Below are 17,568 nucleotides of genomic sequence, written 5' to 3' on the forward strand. Positions count from 1 at the left end.
GAGCTGAATGCCACTGCGGAAATGATTGAGCGGCAGGGGTCGTCCCTGCCCGCTCAATCTGGGTCTGAGGCCTCAGCCTCCGATGCTGTTGGCGTGGAGGTGCTCGCCGGGCACGGCTGTCGGGGACTGCCTGACCTCCTTGGGGTTGGTCTCTCGCAGAGCGATGGCGCAGCCGATGGTGATGACTGCTGTGGCACAGACGAAGAGCGCGATGCCCACAGTCGAACCATCCATCTTCGCGATCAGCCAAGTCATCACGATGGGTGTCGAGCCCGACACGATGATCGCATTGAGCTGATAGGCCAAGGACACCGAGGAGAAGCGGATCTGCGGTGCGAACAGCTCCCCGAAATACGAGGCGACCGGAGCGTAGACGAGTGACTGGAATATGGCTGCCACGCTGACCGCGATCGTGAACATGGCCATGTTCGCTGCGTTGATGAGAGCGAAGTAGGGGAAGGCCCAGATGAGGATCCCGACTCCGCCGATGATGATGACCGGTCGACGTCCGATCCGGTCGGCCAACCTGCCGCCGAGCAGGGTCACCGGGATCGCGACGACGGTGGAGAGCATGGCCGCAATGAGCATGCTGTTGTAATCCATACCCAGGTACGTCGTGCCGTAGGACAGGGCACCGGCGATCGTGATGTAGAAAACGCAGTTGGTGGCCGATAGTGTGCCGGAGGCGAGCAGGATCGTCTTCCAGTTCGACTTCACTGCCTGCCACAGCGGTGCACGCACGACAGCGGGTTTGTGTGCCGAGACTTCCGAGACTTCGCGTTTGAGCGCTTCGAACTCGGGGGAGTCCTCGATCTTGAGCTGGATGTACATGACGACCGGCACGAGGAGCGCGGTGGCCCAGAAGGGGACTCGCCAACCCCAGGAGACGAAAGCCTCATGGCTGATGGACGTGGAGACGATGACGAAGACGAGATTGCCCAGCAAGGCTCCGCAGGGGACTCCCACCTGCATGAAGGAACCGGAGAATGCTCGGTGTTTGGGTCCTGCCGACTCGCTGAGCAGCAGCGCAAGGCCACCCCACTGAGCACCACAGGCCATGCCTTGGAGGAAGCGGCAGGTCACGAGCAGGATCGGTGCCATGAGGCCGATGCTTCCGGTCGACGGCAGGCACCCGATGGCGAACGTGAAGATCGCCATTCCCATCAGCGAGATGACGACCATGGGTTTGCGGCCGAGCTTGTCACCGTAGTTGCCGGCCAGTAGCCCGCCGATCGGTCGGGCGATGAAGCCTGTGGCAAAGGTTGAGAACGACAGGAGTATGCCGTTGATGCCTTCCGCATCGGGAAAGAACACGTGCGGGAAGACCAGTGCGGCGGCAGTGCCGTAGAGGAAGAAGTCGTACCATTCGATCGATGAGCCGACGAGTCCGGCCGCGCGGAGTCGGCCGTGCTTTCCGGCGTGGACCTTTGAGTCTCTGCGACTGAGGTTCGCGGTGGAGTTTGGGGGCATGTGGCGTCCTTTGTTCGTTGAAGACTGCTCGGTGGGTGATGTGTGTCGTGGCTGTGATGTCACTCGAAATAGCGGCGCGGGTTCTTCGCCAGCATTGTGTCGATGTCGTCCTCGCTCACGCCACGTTCGAGCAGAGTCGGAATGACCTCGTCGCTGATGTGACGGAAATGCCAGTTGGGCTGCGCTGTCTCCTTCTCCTCCTGCGTGAAGTAGTCGATATAGCACGATGCGTCATGAGCGAGAGTGATCTTCTCGGCATATCCGCGGCGGACGAGTTCGACGATTGTCTCCACGCGTTGCTCGGTCGGGAGATAGGCATCGATTCCGAAGCGATCCATCCCCAGGAAGGATCCGTTGTCCGCGATCGTCATCAGGTAGTCGATATCGGTCGAATCCCCAGAGTGCCCGATGACCACTTTGCTCAGATCTGCGCCCTCCTCCTTGAGGACTCTCTGTGCGACCAGGCCCGATTCGGTGCTCGGGTTCGTATGGACCGTGATGGGCGCACCGGTCTGCGCGCTCGCCTGACCGACGGCGCGCATCGTGCGTTCGACTCCAGGGGTGAGGCCGGGTGTTTCGATGGCGCACTTGAGGAACGCCGCCTTGACCCCTGTGTCTGCGATGCCGGTCTCGATATCAGTAACGAAGAGACCGACGAGCGGCTCCGGCTCATCGATGAGCAGCCCCGGGCCGTGGTGATCGAATTTATGCGGCAGATCATTGAATGTGTAGAGTCCCGTGGCCACGACGATGTTGAGATCGATTTGCTCCGCCACTTTCTGAACCCGGGGGATGTAGCGTCCGAGTCCGACGACGGTTGGGTCGAAGATCGTGTCGATGCCTGCGGCCTTGAGATCATTGAGCTTCGCCACGGCGTCGGTGATCTTCTCCTCCTCGTCCCACCCCATGTCGTAGTTCTGCCGCATCTCCTCGTTGACGATGAAGATGTGCTCGTGGACGAGGGTCCTGCCGAGGCTGCTGCTGTCGATGGGGCCGGTGACAGTCTGCACTTGTGCCATAGGTGCTGCTCCTTCGCATACGTGGCTCGACCGTGCACCAGATGCCACTGCCACTTGAAGTGATGCGGCTCACACGGCTACTCTTACGTTATCGAATATGAACTCAATTTCAAGTGTGGCTTGGCACCCACAGAAAGGCAGACCATGACAACTCCCATTCGCCCCACCTCGATCGCCGATCTTGAGGCGCTTGTCGGCCAAGAGCTCGGCCCGACCGGCTGGCATGTGCTGGTCCAAGACGACATCAATGCCTTCGCCGATCTGACGAATGATCACCAGTGGATCCACGTCGACGAGGAACGGGCGGCGGCAGGACCGTTTGCCGGAACCATCGGCCACGGCCTCTTCACGCTCTCCCTGGGGCCGGCTTTCATGGAGGAACTCATGGCCTTCGACGGCTTCGCGCACAGCCTCAACTACGGCTACGGCAAGGTCCGCTTCCCGAATCCCCGTCCAGTGGGCTCACGAGTTCGTATGCATGCCACCGTCACCGAGGTGGAGCGAAAGAAGTCCGGTTCCGCCCAGATCACGACGACCCAGGTCTTCGAAGCCGAAGGCATCGACAAGCCCGTGTGCGTGGCCGAATCGATCGGCTTCTTCACCGAGCACGGCGCAGAAGTCTGACACCCGAGCCTCCCCACACGACTGAAGGAATCCGCATGAACATGTCAACACTCTTCAACCTCGACGGACGCAGCGCTCTCATCACCGGAGGTTCGCGCGGCATCGGCCGAATGATCGCAGAAGGATTCGTCCAACTCGGCGTGCGCGTCTACATCACCGCCCGCAAGGCCGAGGAATGCGACGCAGCGGCAGCTGAGATGTCTGAGAAGGGGACCTGCACATCCATCCCCGGCGACATCTCCACCCCGGAGGGACTCGACGCCGTCGTCTCGCGACTGCGGGAGCATGAGTCGAGCCTGGACATCCTCGTCAACAACGCAGGAGCCGCATGGGGTGCACCCTTCGATGAGTTCCCCGAGCACGGCTGGGACAAGGTCATGGACCTCAACCTCAAGTCCATGTTCTTCCTGACCCAGAATCTGGCTCCCGAACTGCGCGCAGCGGCTGCCGGTGGCGACCATCTCGCCAAGGTCATCAACATCGCCTCCATCGACGGCATCCGCACGAACCCGAACGAGACGTACAGCTACCACGCGAGCAAGGCCGGAGTCATCCACCTGACCAAGCGGCTTGCCGCTCAACTCGCCCCAGACGGGGTGATCGTTAACGCAATCGCCCCCGGAGCCTTCCCCTCACGGATGAACAAGGACGCCCGCGACCACGGTGACGAAATCCAAAAGCGTGTCCCCGCAGGACGCATCGGCACACCCGAAGACATGGCCGGGGCTGCAACCTACCTCGCCTCACGCGCCGGAGACTACGTGGTCGGCGAGACCATCGTCGTCGACGGCGGCGTCGTCGCATCAACGGGCCTCTAGGGCGAAGCGAACAAGAAAGGGCAGATTTTATGAAGGCAGTACAGCTCAACGCCACCGACGGGCCCAGCTCCCTGGCCCTCGCCGACGTCGAAGCACCCACGGCCGAGCCGGGCACGGTGCTCATCGACGTCGCCTACGCAGGCGTGACATTCCCCGAACTTCTGCAATCCCGCGGGCAATATCAGATGCAGCCGCCCCTGCCCTACACAATGGGGTCCGAGGTCGCCGGAATGGTACGCGAAGTGGGAGAAGGAGTCACCGGTTTCGCTGTCGGAGACCGTGTCCTCGGCGTCGCCGGCACCGGAGGCTACGCCGAGATCATGGCAGTCCCCGCCGCGAGCGTCCTGCCCCTGCCGGAGACTGTGTCCCTAAAAGCCGGGGCGGGAATGCCGATGAACCTGCTCACAGCCGACTTCGCACTGCGTGTACGAGGAAACCTTGAGGCAGGACAGAGCGTCCTCATCCACGGTGCTGCCGGCGGTCTCGGCAGCGCACTGGTCCAGGTCGCGCTCGCCTACGGAGCCGAGGTCGTCGCCGTCGTCTCGACTGAGGAGAAGGCGGAAACGGTGACCAACCTCGGCGCTCAGCATGTGGTCTTCGCCGATGGATTCAAGACGAAAGTCAAAGAGATCTACCCACACGGGGTCGACCTCGTCGCAGACCCCGTGGGAGGGGACCGGTTCACCGATTCCCTGCGGTGCCTGACGACGTTCGGCACGCTCCTCGTGCTCGGTTTCACCGCGGGCCAGATTCCTGAAGTGAAGGTCAATCGACTGTTGCTGAACAACATCTCCGTGGCAGGCGTGGGCTGGGGTGCCGCGTTGGCCGGCCGGCCCGAGATGGTGGCTCAGCAGTGGGAGTCGCTGTGGCCGCACCTGTCAGCGGGGATCCTCAACCCGAGCACCCACGCTGTTCTGCCGATGCAGGAGGCAGGGAAAGCACTCGAGATCATCGACTCCCGCTCGGTTCGAGGCAAAGTGCTCCTCGACGTCAACGGAGACGAGCACGATCCAGCCGCCTCGGCGAGGTGAGCATTTTTCGCAGAACCGAAAAATTTCGCTGTACTGAAACATTTCGCTCTACCGATCAGAACTGATGAGAAAGCAGGAACCATGGACTTCGCACCTGACGAGAAGACCCGCGAATACCAGGACAAACTCAACGCCTTCATGGACGAATTCGTCTACCCGGCAGAGTCGGTCTACCACCAGCAGCGTGCGGAGGCCGGGGATCCGAACTTCCACCCGCCGATCCTCGAGGACCTCAAACGGGAGGCGAAGAGCCGGGGACTGTGGAACCTGTTCCTGCCCTACGAGGGATGGGGTGCGGGGCTGACGAACGTGCAGTACGCCCACCTCGCCGAGATCACGGGGCGAAGCCCGGAGATCGCGCCCGAAGCCATCAACTGCAATGCCCCGGATACGGGAAACATGGAAGTGCTCACCCTCTTCGGGACCGACGAGCACAAAGAGAAATGGCTCAAGCCGCTGTTGGCGGGAGAGATCGCCTCAGCCTTCTGCATGACGGAGCCAGCCGTGGCCAGCTCCGATGCGACGAACGTCGAAATGAGCATCGCCTCCGACGGTGACGACTACGTGCTCAACGGTCGGAAGTGGTTCGCCTCGAATGCGCTCCACGCCAACTGCAAGGTCTTCATCGTCATGGGCAAGACCGACCCGAGCGCCGAGACCCACCGCCAGCAGTCGATGCTGGTCGTGCCCAAGGACACTCCGGGAATCACGATCGTCCGCGGACTGCCTGTGTTCGGGTACATGGACCGCGAGGGCCACGCCGAAATCCTCTTCGAGGACGTGCGGGTGCCCAAGTCCGCACTGCTCTCCGGTGAAGGCGAAGGCTTCGCCATCAGCCAGGCACGATTGGGCCCCGGCCGCATCCACCACTGCATGCGGTCGATCGGCATGGCAGAACGCTCCCTCGACCTGCTCATCGACCGGGCCCAGCAGCGGGTGACCTTCGGCCAGCCCGTCGCCGAGCGGGCCAACATCCAAGAATGGATCGCCGAGGCGCGCATCGAGATCGAAGCCACCCGTCTCCTCGTGCTCAAGGCGGCATGGATGATGGACACCGTGGGCAACAGAGAAGCGGCGACGGAGATCGCGGCCATCAAGGTCAAAGCCCCCGAGATGGCGCTGAAGATCGTCGACCGCGCCATCCAGGTCCACGGCGGCGGTGGCGTCACCGACGACTTCCCGCTGGCCGGCTTCTATGCCCACCTGCGCACCCTGCGACTGGCCGACGGACCCGACGAGGTGCACAAGCGCTCGATCGCCCGGCGGGAGCTGCGCCGGCGAAAGAATGCTCGGGAAGCCGGATGAGCGTCGAGCTCAACCTGACTGCGCTCGCCGTCTGGATGCGCGACATCGGCGAACCGGTCACCGGAGAGCTGAGCGGAACCAGGGTCGGTCAAGGGCAGTCGAACCTCACCTACCGCATCGATGACGAGGCGGGACATTCCTGGATTGCCCGCCGGCCCCCGCTGGGCCGGCTGCTCGCCTCGGCGCATGACGTCGAACGTGAGTACAGGATCATGTCGGCGCTGCAGGGAACAGGAGCTCCGGTCCCGACCACGATCGGCGTGTGCACCGATGGTGGTGTCGCCGACGTCCCTGTCTTCCTGATGGAGCATGTCGAGGGAACGGTCGTCGATGATGAGGAGACCACACGGGCACTGAGTCCAGAGGTGCGGCGCAGGCTCGGCCTCGACCTGGCACGGACGCTGGCGAAGGTCCACGCCGTCGATATCGATGCTGTGGGACTGGGCGAGCTGGCCTCGCGCAGGCCCTACGCGCCGAGGCAGCTCAAACGGTGGACTCGGCAGCTGGAGGAGAGCCGAACCCAGGAGCGGCCCGATCTCGACGCCCTCACCCAGCTTCTCGTGGAGCACCAGCCCGATTCGGACGAGATCGGGCTGGTCCATGGTGACTTCCACGTCCGCAACGTCATCATCGATGAGCGCAGCGGAGAGATCCGTGCAGTTCTCGACTGGGAGCTCTCGACCCTGGGCGATCCGCTGGCGGACACCGGCAGTGCGCTCGCCTACTGGACTCAGGCAGGCGAAATGCCCGGCGGAATGTTCGCCGCATCGATGGTCGAGGGCTTTCCGACTCGAGCCGAGATGACCGCGGAATATCTGCAGGCGTCCGGGCGCAGCGGGCAGAGCCTGGGCTTCTGGCACGTGCTCGGCGTCTGGAAGGTCGCCATCATCGCCGAAGGCGTCTATCGCAGGGTTCTCGACAACCCCGCCAACGCCGCCGGCTTCACCCCGACGCCGGAGAACATCCAAGCGCTCATCGACCACGGCTGGGATGTCGCCAGAGAGAACGGGTTGGCATCATGAGGGGTTCGACGCCAGCTGACGGCGACACGGCGGATCGTATGATGGGCTGATGATGTCGAAGAACGAAGAACACGGTGAGAATCCGCCTGCACACGGCGGTGCGGCACCGAAGCGTGACCTCCCGACGACCGCGCGCGGACTGCGCACTCGCGCCTCCCTCGTCGCCGCTGCCCGTGCCGTGTTCGAGCGCGACGGCTTCATCGATTCGCGTCTGACGGACATCACGAAGGAAGCCCAGTGCTCAACGGGTACCTTCTACACCTACTTCGACAGCAAAGAAGAGGCGCTGGCCGCGGTCCTGCAGGAGGCCCAGGAGGACATGCTCCATCCTGGACCTCCGCAGGAGCATCATGAGAATCGCACCGTCGTGGAGTCGCTCGAGGCCGGCAATCGGGCCTACATCGAGGCGTACAAGCGCAATGCCAGGCTCATGCTCCTGCTGGAGCAGGTCGCATCGGTTGATCCGGAGTTCCGGCAGCTGCGTCTCAATCGCGGGCAGGCCTTCGCCAAACGCAACAGCAAGTGGGTCAAGAAGCTTCAGGATGAAGGCTTCGCCGATCCGAGTCTTGATTCTGACATGTCTGCCAAAGCCCTATCGCTGATGGTCGGACGCATGGCGTTCTACAAGTACGCATTGAACGAACCGGGCTGGGGCACTGATGAGCTCTTGGTGGAGACCGCAACGAAGCTGTGGCTCAACGCACTGGGCATCCCTGCCGACGGTTCCCGCCGCACTTAGGAGTCAGCAATGACAACGACAACGACGTCACACGAAGAACCCATCGGTCATCCCTTCGACAATGGCTCGGTGGCAGCGCGCTTGGCCGAGCTGCCGGTCACCGCTGAGGCGCGGGAACTGAGAGTGAGAACGCAGCGCGGCGATTTCCGCGGCTTCCGGGCCACTCCTGCCCGCCCTGACCCGGCCCTCGGCGATGCGCTGCTGCTGCACGGGTGGCCGGAGTTCGCATCCTGTTGGGAGTCCACGGCTGCGCTCCTTCTTGAGCAGGGGATGAGCATCGTTGCCTACGACCAGCGGGGCTATTCGCCCGATGTGCGCCCCGAATCGGTCGACGAATACACGATGGCTCACCTCGTCGCCGATCTCGATGTGATCTCACGTGAGGTGGGGCTCGAGCGCTTCCACCTCGTCGGTCATGACTGGGGTGGGATGGTCGCCTGGCACTATGCGGCCAACCATCCCGAGCGGCTGCTCACCAGCACCGTCGTCTCGACTGCGCACCCGATCGCCCATGCCAAGCAGGTGCGAGCGGACCCGGATCAGTACGAGCGCATGGCCTATATGCGTTCGATCCAAGACCACCCGGAAGGCGTAGCCAGGACGCTGCTGCGCAACGACGGTCAGCGCCTCATCGAACTCTACGGCGGTGACGTCCCCGACGGCATGGCGGCCTCCTACGTGGAGCGGCTGAGCGAACCCGACGCGATGCTCTCAGTCCTCAAGTACTATCAGGCCGCTGATGGCCGCGAACGGACAGCGAGCACTCCGATCACTGTTCCCACGACCTTCGTGTGGGGCAGCGAGGATGTTGCCTTCACCCGCGGATCGGCTGAACTCAGCGCCAGCTACGTCGAGGGCCCTTACCGTTTCGTCCCACTTGTGGGCGCCTCGCACTGGCTCCCGGAATCACGGCCCGAGGACATCGCACGTGCCGTCCTCGAGCGGGTGCGGGAGCACGCGGCTTCATAAGTGCAGGCAGGGCAGGTGCCTATCGACGGTGCTCGCGCCGCTGGCGATCAATAGTCATTGCGATAAGACCCAATCGGCGACCGCATACAGCGTCTCGACCTCGGTGGGCAGCTGCGTGTCGTCAGAGGGCAGTGCTTGTGCGATCGAAAGCCCGTTGACGAAGGTGAAGAGGATACGGGCTCGTCGAGCATTGTCACCTGGCAGCAGTGCGCCTTCGTCCTCGAGGGTATTCAGGCAGTATTCGATGCGGCGGTGAAGCTCTCGTTCGCTGGCCAAGTACTGTGCCCTGGCCCCTTCCGAGGGCTCGGTTGCGATGTAACGGTCGAAGGTCTCACGCCACGCGTCTCGTGGATCGGCTCCGGCCGATACGAGAAGCCGTTGCAGACATGCCACGAGTCTCTCCCGTGCAGGTATCGAGGTGTCATGAATTGCGTCGACGGGAATGATCAGGTCATACACCCGAGCGATCACCTCATCCATTAGCGCACGTTTGGTGGGGAAATGGTGTTGGAGCGAACCCGTGCTCACTCCGGCCCGCTTGGCAACTGCCCGCACGCTCATCATCGCTCCGGGCTCTTCTCCGAGCATCGTCGCGGCGGCCCACAGGATCTTTTCTCTGCTGCTGATGCCCTCTGGTGGTTGAAGTTCCATCATCCCCCTTCCAATACGCCGTATTAGTAGTTTACGCTAGTGACCTCAAGTCGCCAATACACTGTATTGCTCTAGAGGGTATTGCGGTGGTCACTGTGGAAGGAATCTCATGACGACGTCAAGTAGGCCTGTCTGGCTTCTCAGCCCTGAGGGGAGACCAAAGGACTTCTCTGCAGTTCCCAGTGGAGTGGAATATCACCGAGTCCTCGCCGGCAACCATCGGCGCATAGGACGCGGCATCCTTGCGATCGTGCTGCTGCTGGCAGGACTGGTCTTCTTCTCCCTCGCCGCCAACTGGCTCAGCGCCGTCATCGACACGGGGCTGGGAGACAGTCCTTCCGACTACACGCCGGCCCGGCATGCCGGAAGCATGATCGGCCTTGCCCTTCTCATCCCGTGGAGCATGCTCATCCAGCGCCGGCTCTACGGAAAACCCGCAGCGTCGCTGCACTCCGTGTCCTCGCGGTTCCGATTCGACCTGCTCGGCAAATCGCTTCTGGTGTTCGGTCCTGCGTGGCTCTTCGTCAACGCCATCGGCTTTCTGGGGCCGGTTGAAGAGGTCCCTTGGGCGCACACGGATCTCATCGCAATGTTCATCATCACCTTCCTCCTGACTCCGCTGCAGGCGGCGGGTGAGGAATACGGCTTCCGCGGATTGGTCTTCCGCATCCTCGGGAGCTGGACGCACAGCCGGCGCCTCGGGTTGATCATCGGAATCGTCGTCACCAGCGCGGCATTCACCGCCATGCACGGATCCACCGATCCGTACATCATCACCTGGTACCTGACTCTGTTCAGCTGCTTGTCGATTATCACTTGGCGCACGGGTGGGCTTGAGATCGCAATCGTCCTCCACGCTGTGCTCAACACCCTGAGCTTCCTGGCAGCGTTCTATCTGCGGATTGACTTCGGAGCGGCCATCGGAGACCGGTCCGCCGGGGTTGGAACGCCTTACCAGCTGCTTCCCGCGTTCGTGATCGCGGTCATCACGGCGATCATCTGGTGGTGGACACGCAAATCAGGCCCTGCGCGCACCCCAAGTGATCAGTTGCCACGCGGAGACGAGGGCTGAGACGTCTTCTCCACTGATGCCGATGTGCGGGATATGCTCACAGTCTGACCCCATCCTCTGCCCTTGATGCGTCACTGCAGCAGGCCAGAGCGAAGCATACGTGAGGAGACATGAGCAAGATGCGTGCGGTAGTCCAGTACGAATTCGGCGGTCCGGAAGTTCTCACCCTGATCCACGACGCACCGATCCCCGAACCCATTCCCACTGAGGTTCAGGTGCGAGTCAGCCACGCGGGGGTCAACCCGGTCGACGGAAAGACTCGTGGCGGAGCTTCCGTAGCAAAGCTCATGGGCGCATTCCCCATCACCGTCGGCTGGGATATTGCCGGTGAGGTCTCCGCCCTGGGCAATGGGGTGAATCGTTTCGCTGTCGGTGATCGCGTCTTCGGGATGCCCCGTTTTCCCTACCCGGCCGACGGGTATGCCGAATTTGTGACCTCACCGTCTCGCCACCTCGTGCGCATTCCCGATTCTCTGGATTTCGCGACTGCCGCGTCGATTCCTCTACCTGCCACGACGGCTTACCAGATCGTGCACGAAGCCGCAGATGTGCGCAGAGGGCAGAGCGTGCTCGTCCTCGGCGGTGGCGGCACCGTCGGTATCTATGTTGTGCAGATGGCGAAGAAGCTGGGCGCGACTGTCATCGGTCACGCAACGGGAGAGAAGCTGAAGCGTCTGGAGTCTCTCGGTGTGGACCGGGTGATCGACTATGCGAGCGAGGAATTCGACGACCCCAGCCTCGGCGGTGGTCCGATTCACGATGTCGACGTCGTCATCGACCTCATCGGTGGGGAGTTCGCAGTTCGCGCAGTTTCACTGACCAAGCAGGACGGGATCATCGTGGGAGTGCCCTCGGGACAGCAGCAGGGCCTCGACGAGGCGGCCACGCAGGCAGGTGTTCGCTGGACGAACGTCATCGTCGAACCGGATCATGTTGCGCTCGAATACGTCGCTGAGCTCATCGAGAACGGGGAGCTTCATGTGCCTGCTCCGGCCACAGCCCCGCTCGAGGACGTTGTGGAGGTCCATCGGCAGATGGACGAGGGTCACCTGCCGAAGACAGTGCTGACGATGTGACCGATTGCCGGTCGCTCCTCCACGATTGACTTGCGCCGTGCCACACTGATCTCATGACGGACGTGAATGCGATGTCTTCGACGGAGAAGATCGAACGCGGTGCCACCGCTGTGCACCAGGTGGGTCTGCAGGGGGCGGCGATTGATGCGCTGCCGGCAGGAGCTGTTCCTGGAACTCGAGCAGAGGCCTACTCGATGCAGACCCGCTATGCCGAGTTGGAAGGTCAGCCCACCCTCGGATGGAAGATTGCGGCGACGAGTGAGGCCGGGCAACGGCACATCAATGTCGAGGGCCCGCTGGGCAGTCGCGTGCTCGCTGATCGCGTCCAAGTAGATGGGGAGGCCGTGTCGCTGAGCGGCAATTCGATGTGTCTGGCCGAGCCGGAGTTCGTGTTCGTCCTCGGCACGACGCTGCCGCCGCGCCCAAACCCTTACACCCTCGACGAGGTTGTGGCGGCGGTGGCTGCGCTGCACTTCGGAATCGAACTGCCAAGTTCTCGCTTCACCGATGTCACTACGGCGGGTGCTCTGCAGATGATCGCCGACAACGCCTGCGGGCACCGGTTTGTGCTGGGGCCAGCGGCGAAGGAGACCTGGACCTCGCGCGATCTGGCTGAGGTGTCGATGACCGCCGAAGTCGACGGCCCAGCAGGGCCCCGAACCATTGAGGGAGTCGGCAGAAACGTTCTCGGTGACCCAGTCGCAGCACTGACCTGGCTGGTCAATGAGCTCTCCGCCGTCGATATCGGCCTGGCCGCGGGAGACTTCATCACTACGGGCACGTGCAGCGAACCCATCCCAGTTGAACCGGGGGATTCCCTGTCGGCGAGGTTTGACGATCTGGGAGTCGTCACCTGCACGTTCGTTGACTGAATCGGTGGGGTGGAGGTTTCTTCCATGCAACCATCAAACAGATGACGCAGCCTGACGGGCAGAACGAAGACGGCCCGTGTCATACCCGTCTGCCATGCTGTTTCCATGTCTGAAACGCAGCCTTTTCAGAGCAATGTCGACCAATCCGATCTCAATGATCTCAACGACCGACTGGCCCGAACTCGCTGGACGGACCAGCACCTCGGTATCGGCTGGTCGCATGGGGTCAACGGCGACAATCTGCGAGAGATGGTCGGTAGCCAGAGCATTTGCTTCGCTTCAGTTCGTCCCTCGCGTAGAATAGGGATAACTAATAAAATCTCGTTCGAGGTGGTGGGCGCAATGACAACTTCTGTGGATGTACTTCAGTACATCAAGTTTGCATTGCCCGAGGTTAGTGTCACGAAAGCCATGAAGCTGGTCTATTACACACAGGCTTGGTCACTGGCATGGACTGGACAAGATGCTTTCTCCGATCCAGTTGTAGCTTGGCAGTACGGGCCGACCACAGAACTCGCGTACAAGAATTTTACCGCCACGGTGCCTCGATCGGACGGCATTTCCGCCGAGCTCAAGAGCGTCGTCGATGCGATAGTCGGTTATTACAATCAATTCACGGCTACGCAGCTCGTGGATCGGACTCATAGCGAGTCGCCTTGGAAGAAGACGTTCAACTCTCTTAGCGGGGGGCACGAAGCTGGCAGGGCGATTGCCCCGACGGATATGAAGAAGGAGTACACGATGCAGGCGCTGAAGGGCGAGGGTCCAACTAGGCCTAGTTTTGATGCTGCCATCATCGGTGATGAGAAGTTCGAAAAGCTTCTGAGCAAGATCCGCACCGAGCGGAGAGAAGCCCTGGACCTCCTCGCATCTAGGTGATCGAGTATTTAAGCGTGGATCTTGTTATCAAGATCCACGACAGAGAGTCCTCGGCTCCTCTACTTGAGTACGGCAAGCTCGGGTCGGCGGTCCTCTCGCCACAGACCGACTATTTCGGCCAAGTGCCGTATCCGACTCTGTTTGAGAAGGCAGCTGTCCTCTTATCTCATATCGCCAACGCTCATGCCTTTCTCGACGGGAACAAGCGTTGTGCGTGGGCCTCATGCGAGCTATTCCTCTTGGCCAACGGCGTGGAACTCAACCTCGGGACACAGTCACTTGTTGCCTTCATCGAGGACGAAGTTGTCGACAACAATCTGTCTGTTAAGGAGATAGCGGTCTGGCTCAGTCAACGCCAGGCTTGAATAACTTCTACTTCGCTGGTGGGTCTGCTCCTAGCTTCAGGCCGCGAAGACTCCCGGTGTCGTTCCCAACGTCCGGCGGAAGTGCCGGGTGAGATGGGACTGGTCGTGGAAGCCCGACTGGGCGGCCGCCTCCGCGGGGGAGTGGCCGGTCAGGAGCAGTCGGCGGGCGCGGTCCACGCGACGGCCGATGACGTACTGGTGCGGGGCGATCCCGTAGGTCTGGGTGAATACCCGGACGAGGTGACTGCGGTGGGCACCTAAGTCAGCGGCCGCCTCGGCGATGGTGAAGGTCTCGTCCAGGCGATCATCGAGCAGATGACGCAGACGACGGGCCAAGGGCTTGTCAGAAGCAATGTCGACCGGTGACTTCAGATGCGGCTGCACGAGCTCGCGCAGGGCAAGGACCCCGCACTCGGCGGCGAGGACATCGGCTGGATCATTCAGTGCGGCATGGATCTGGTCGACAGTCGACGTGACGCTCGGATCGAAGAGCGTCGGAGCCTCCGCCGCAGCATCGACGGCGCTCAGGGACAGCCATTCGGGTTCGAGGTAGAGCACGCGTTTGCGGAACGGAACATCAGGAGTCGCCGAGCGACCATCGTGGGGCACCTGCGGCGGCAGCAGCGTCACCGTCGAGTTCGTCGTCCGGTGCTCGTGCCGGTCCAGATCGTAGGTGACGGTGCCCTGATCGACGAGCAGAACCGTCCACGAATCATAAGTGTGGGACGGGTAGGCATGATGCTCGAACTGTGCGTGGAGAACCTCCTGCACCAGGGGCACATCCGGGTGCCACGCGTGGATCACATCTGCCATGTCACAAACGTACAAGACCCACCTGTGGAAACCGGTCAGAGTGAGAGCATGCACGAAAACACGAACACAGCAGAAACAGATTCAGGCAGCTCCACCGATTCGGTCGGTGCAACCGGCGCCGAGGTGGTCCGATTCGATACTAAGGTCGTCGTGGTTCTCCGCGATGACCTGCTTCCCTGGCAGGAACTCAACGTCACGGCGTTCCTGACCAGCGGCATTGCCACGAGCGAATCGGGGCTGGTGGGGGAGAACTACCGCGACGGCGACGGCAACGACTATCTGCCGATGCTGCGCCAGCCTGTCCTTGTCATGACGGCCGATGGAGCACTGTTGGCGAAGGCTCGGGAGAAGGCACTCGGCCGCGGGATTCCTCTGGCGGTCTATACGCAGGAACTGTTCTCGACCGGACACGACGCGGCCAACCGTGAGGCCGTGGCATCGGTTGCTGCTGAGGATCTCAACCTGGTGGGGATTGCTCTGCGGGGGCCGAAGAACGCAGTCGATCGGGTGGTTAAGGGTGCGCGGATGCATGGGTGAGGTGGTGAGCCGGGGTTAGCGGGTGTCGTCGCGATGTACGAGTTGCCCTGACAGTCGTGCGGCGGCAAGGATATGTCCATGGATGAGTCTCGAAGTGACCTGAACGGCAAGCTGTCCGGATGTCGCGTGGTCCTGACTGCTCAGCGGAAGGCCGAACAGTTCGCGACCGCCCTCGAACGGCACGGTGCGGCCATCGTTCATGCGCCCACACTGTCGGTCATCCCCAACGTCGATGACCCCGAACTCGTTGCACGCACCCGTGCACTCATCGACACCCACCCCGACATCGTTGTAGTCACAACCGGCGTCGGCTTCAATGGCTGGGCTGAAGTCGCCGAGGCCGAAGGGCTCAGCGAACAGTGGCACGCCATGCTCACCGGAGCCCAGATCATCGCCCGCGGTCCCAAGGCCCGCGGTGCGATTCAGTCCGCGGGCCTGAAACCGGCCTGGGTTGCCGAATCAGAGACCAACTCAGAGATCCAGCAGGTTCTGCTCGAACAGGGAGTGCGTGGCCTTCGGATCGCGGTGCAGCACCACGGCGCTGGCGCCGATGGTCTGGACGAAGCCTTCTCCGCAGCCGGTGCCGAGGTCAGCTCGTTGGTGGTCTACCGGTGGGGTCCCGCACCGGATCCAGACGCCGTGGTGGCCGCCGTCGAACTCGTCGCGAACCGCCGTTGTGATGCCGTGGCCTTCACCTCGGCGCCCGGGGTCACTGCCTTCTTGGACGCCGCTCGTGATCAGGGCCTGCTGCCCGAAGTCCTCGAAGCTTTCAGCGACGAGGACGGTGTGCTCTCCGCTGTGGTCGGCAACGTCACGGCAGCACCGCTGTTGGAGCACGGAATCGAGCCGTTGATCCCCGAGAGGTTCCGTCTGGGTTCGCTCGTGCGCACTATGGTCACCGAACTCACTGCGCGGCAGAGTCAGGCTTCCTCTTCAAATCGATAGGTGAACGAACCGTGGTACTCATACACTCGGCCCAGGACGGGGACGTCAACGGTGAGTCGCACGTACTGGCGAGCCACCTCGGCGACGTAGCGCTCGCTTAGGGCGATCACCGGACGAATGACCTTCGGGACAGGAAAACGGATTGGCCCCAACCGCACGGTGACGCCACGGCTGTTCAGGCTCAAACCACCATTATCCGCCGCGACTTCGAAGGCGGCTTCGACCAGGGCCGGGCTGCCCAGCACATCGACGACCTGGCCGGACTCGGACAGTGAGACCGCGTCGACCATCGTCCAGGTACCCGACTCCAGCTCCAGGGTGCGAGCTGCGGTCTGCTGGCCGTCAACGGTGCGGTTCTCGATCCGAAACGGGACTTGATGGTGCATCCCGGGTACGATCACCTGACGTCGTGCCACCCAGGCAAGCACCGGTCGCAGCCACCAGTGCTTGGTGCCGAAGCGTTGGAAGGTGCCTTCGCCGACCCCGACCGAGCCCGCAGGAATCGCCGCGAAGTAGCGTTGCAGCACCGGATGCAGCTCAGACAATCGGGAGCCGAGGGCCCGCTCGTACGGCGATCTCGTCTCAGGCTCCATGCCTGCGAGTATAGGCGCAGGTCAAGGTTGGGCGGGCCGGGCAGTAAGGCAGCGAGCGGCGACTATTCTGAGTCATCCTGGCCCGGTGTCTGTTCCATCTGCATGGCCTTGAACCGGTTGAGTCCGCTGATGATGTGGGCCTTACTCACTGCAGCGACCCATTCCTTGTCTTCTGCTCGGGCCGCAGAGATGAGCTCATCGTGATGGTTCATGCTCGACGACACATCGTTGTCCGAGTACGAGGCGAACAGCTTCGCCACGACGATGGGAATCATGAGGTTGGACGTCGTCGAAATGAGGGACTGAGCCGCGCTGTTGCGGATGAAGATGGCGTGGAATTCGTTGTTCACCGAGGCGATGTGGTGCCGCGTTCTCGGATCCGACCCCAGGCTCTTCATCTGTTCGGTCAGCTCGGACAGAGTTGCGAAGTCATCCTCGGTGAGCCGACCGACGCTTTCGGACATGACGTAGGGTTCGATGACCGCACGTGAGCGGTAGATCTGCTCGATCTCTTCAGCGTCATAGCTGCGCACACGCGTCCCACGCCTCGGCACAACCTCGACGACACCGACGCCCACCAATTCACGGAAGGCCTCACGAATGGGCGTCCGGCTCACGCCGAGGCGACCGGCAAGGTCGTTCTCGCGTATCCACGATCCCGGCGGCAGGTCCCCAGAGACCACCAAGCCGAGGATGCGTGAGCTGACTTCAGTCCACTGTGAGTCGCCGAACTGAGGCGGTGTGGTGTCAACGTCTACAGGCATCGGA

The 17,568-nt window shown here is 62.3% G+C and carries 20 protein-coding genes; 14 read left to right on the forward strand and 6 right to left on the reverse strand.

The window, feature by feature from the left end; translation table 11 throughout:
- Positions 1-72: 72 nt before the first annotated feature.
- Complete coding sequence (locus CXR25_RS02460; RefSeq protein WP_114385141.1) at positions 73-1,470, reverse strand: MFS transporter; 1,398 nt, start codon at positions 1,468-1,470, stop codon at positions 73-75.
- A 59-nt stretch (positions 1,471-1,529) separates the two neighbouring features.
- The gene (locus CXR25_RS02465) at positions 1,530-2,489 is read right to left on the reverse strand and encodes a phosphotriesterase family protein (RefSeq protein WP_096158161.1); all 960 of its coding nucleotides are present in this window, start codon (positions 2,487-2,489) and stop codon (positions 1,530-1,532) included.
- A gap of 144 nt (positions 2,490-2,633) precedes the next feature.
- Between CXR25_RS02465 and CXR25_RS02470 the strand changes: the two genes are divergently transcribed.
- The 7 genes from CXR25_RS02470 (at position 2,634) to CXR25_RS02500 (ending at position 8,997) form a co-directional block, all read left to right on the forward strand.
- Positions 2,634-3,113: a MaoC family dehydratase gene (locus CXR25_RS02470; protein WP_125240376.1), complete on the forward strand. Its 480-nt coding sequence runs from the start codon at positions 2,634-2,636 to the stop codon at positions 3,111-3,113.
- Between the two features lie 35 nt (positions 3,114-3,148).
- On the forward strand, positions 3,149-3,931 hold the full coding sequence (locus CXR25_RS02475; protein ID WP_125240377.1) for a glucose 1-dehydrogenase: 783 nt from the start codon (positions 3,149-3,151) through the stop codon (positions 3,929-3,931).
- A 29-nt stretch (positions 3,932-3,960) separates the two neighbouring features.
- Positions 3,961-4,962 (forward strand): NADPH:quinone oxidoreductase family protein, encoded by a 1,002-nt coding sequence (locus CXR25_RS02480; protein WP_125240378.1) that lies wholly within the window; start codon positions 3,961-3,963, stop codon positions 4,960-4,962.
- 81 nt (positions 4,963-5,043) lie between these two features.
- Positions 5,044-6,267 carry an acyl-CoA dehydrogenase family protein gene (locus CXR25_RS02485; RefSeq protein ID WP_125240379.1) on the forward strand — a complete coding sequence of 408 codons (1,224 nt, stop codon included), beginning with the start codon at positions 5,044-5,046 and terminating at the stop codon, positions 6,265-6,267.
- Positions 6,264-7,289, forward strand: a complete 1,026-nt coding sequence (locus tag CXR25_RS02490; protein ID WP_096161059.1) for a phosphotransferase family protein — start codon at positions 6,264-6,266, stop codon at positions 7,287-7,289. Before CXR25_RS02485 ends, CXR25_RS02490 begins: the two co-directional genes overlap by 4 nt.
- Before the next feature lie 49 nt (positions 7,290-7,338).
- On the forward strand, positions 7,339-8,028 hold the full coding sequence (locus tag CXR25_RS02495; RefSeq protein WP_125240380.1) for a TetR/AcrR family transcriptional regulator: 690 nt from the start codon (positions 7,339-7,341) through the stop codon (positions 8,026-8,028).
- Positions 8,029-8,037: 9 nt separating this feature from the next.
- Entirely contained in the window at positions 8,038-8,997 is a 960-nt protein-coding gene (locus CXR25_RS02500; protein ID WP_009881664.1) for an alpha/beta fold hydrolase, read from the forward strand.
- 54 nt (positions 8,998-9,051) lie between these two features.
- Here CXR25_RS02500 and CXR25_RS02505 read toward each other — a convergent pair whose 3' ends face one another.
- A complete protein-coding gene (locus tag CXR25_RS02505; protein WP_226838945.1) occupies positions 9,052-9,651 on the reverse strand; it encodes a TetR/AcrR family transcriptional regulator in 600 nt (199 codons plus the stop codon).
- A gap of 184 nt (positions 9,652-9,835) precedes the next feature.
- Here CXR25_RS02505 and CXR25_RS02510 point away from each other — a divergent pair, with 184 nt between their 5' ends.
- From CXR25_RS02510 to CXR25_RS02530, 5 genes are all read left to right on the forward strand, one after another.
- The gene (locus tag CXR25_RS02510) at positions 9,836-10,720 is read left to right on the forward strand and encodes a CPBP family intramembrane glutamic endopeptidase (protein WP_206430645.1); all 885 of its coding nucleotides are present in this window, start codon (positions 9,836-9,838) and stop codon (positions 10,718-10,720) included.
- A gap of 110 nt (positions 10,721-10,830) precedes the next feature.
- Entirely contained in the window at positions 10,831-11,796 is a 966-nt protein-coding gene (locus CXR25_RS02515) for an NADP-dependent oxidoreductase (RefSeq protein ID WP_125240381.1), read from the forward strand.
- Positions 11,797-11,849: 53 nt separating this feature from the next.
- Positions 11,850-12,668, forward strand: a complete 819-nt coding sequence (locus tag CXR25_RS02520) for a 2-keto-4-pentenoate hydratase (RefSeq protein WP_205683615.1) — start codon at positions 11,850-11,852, stop codon at positions 12,666-12,668.
- A 105-nt stretch (positions 12,669-12,773) separates the two neighbouring features.
- Positions 12,774-13,547: a type II toxin-antitoxin system antitoxin SocA domain-containing protein gene (locus tag CXR25_RS02525; protein WP_009881659.1), complete on the forward strand. Its 774-nt coding sequence runs from the start codon at positions 12,774-12,776 to the stop codon at positions 13,545-13,547.
- A 14-nt stretch (positions 13,548-13,561) separates the two neighbouring features.
- Entirely contained in the window at positions 13,562-13,912 is a 351-nt protein-coding gene (locus tag CXR25_RS02530) for a type II toxin-antitoxin system death-on-curing family toxin (RefSeq protein WP_164513932.1), read from the forward strand.
- Positions 13,913-13,948: 36 nt separating this feature from the next.
- Here CXR25_RS02530 and CXR25_RS02535 read toward each other — a convergent pair whose 3' ends face one another.
- Positions 13,949-14,725: a helix-turn-helix transcriptional regulator gene (locus CXR25_RS02535; protein ID WP_125240382.1), complete on the reverse strand. Its 777-nt coding sequence runs from the start codon at positions 14,723-14,725 to the stop codon at positions 13,949-13,951.
- A gap of 48 nt (positions 14,726-14,773) precedes the next feature.
- Between CXR25_RS02535 and CXR25_RS02540 the strand changes: the two genes are divergently transcribed.
- Both CXR25_RS02540 and CXR25_RS02545 read left to right on the forward strand, forming a co-directional pair.
- A complete protein-coding gene (locus tag CXR25_RS02540; protein WP_050773333.1) occupies positions 14,774-15,262 on the forward strand; it encodes a DUF2000 family protein in 489 nt (162 codons plus the stop codon).
- Positions 15,263-15,340: 78 nt separating this feature from the next.
- Positions 15,341-16,207 (forward strand): uroporphyrinogen-III synthase, encoded by an 867-nt coding sequence (locus CXR25_RS02545; RefSeq protein WP_096162573.1) that lies wholly within the window; start codon positions 15,341-15,343, stop codon positions 16,205-16,207.
- Here the strand turns inward: CXR25_RS02545 and CXR25_RS02550 are convergent.
- Both CXR25_RS02550 and CXR25_RS02555 read right to left on the reverse strand, forming a co-directional pair.
- Positions 16,183-16,800: a DUF4166 domain-containing protein gene (locus tag CXR25_RS02550; RefSeq protein ID WP_096161056.1), complete on the reverse strand. Its 618-nt coding sequence runs from the start codon at positions 16,798-16,800 to the stop codon at positions 16,183-16,185. The genes CXR25_RS02545 and CXR25_RS02550 overlap by 25 nt on opposite strands.
- Positions 16,801-16,862: 62 nt before the next feature.
- Positions 16,863-17,564 carry a GntR family transcriptional regulator gene (locus tag CXR25_RS02555; protein WP_101598714.1) on the reverse strand — a complete coding sequence of 234 codons (702 nt, stop codon included), beginning with the start codon at positions 17,562-17,564 and terminating at the stop codon, positions 16,863-16,865.
- Positions 17,565-17,568: the final 4 nt, after the last annotated feature.

Source organism: Brevibacterium aurantiacum, assembly GCF_003932995.1.
GTDB lineage: Bacteria > Actinomycetota > Actinomycetes > Actinomycetales > Brevibacteriaceae > Brevibacterium > Brevibacterium aurantiacum.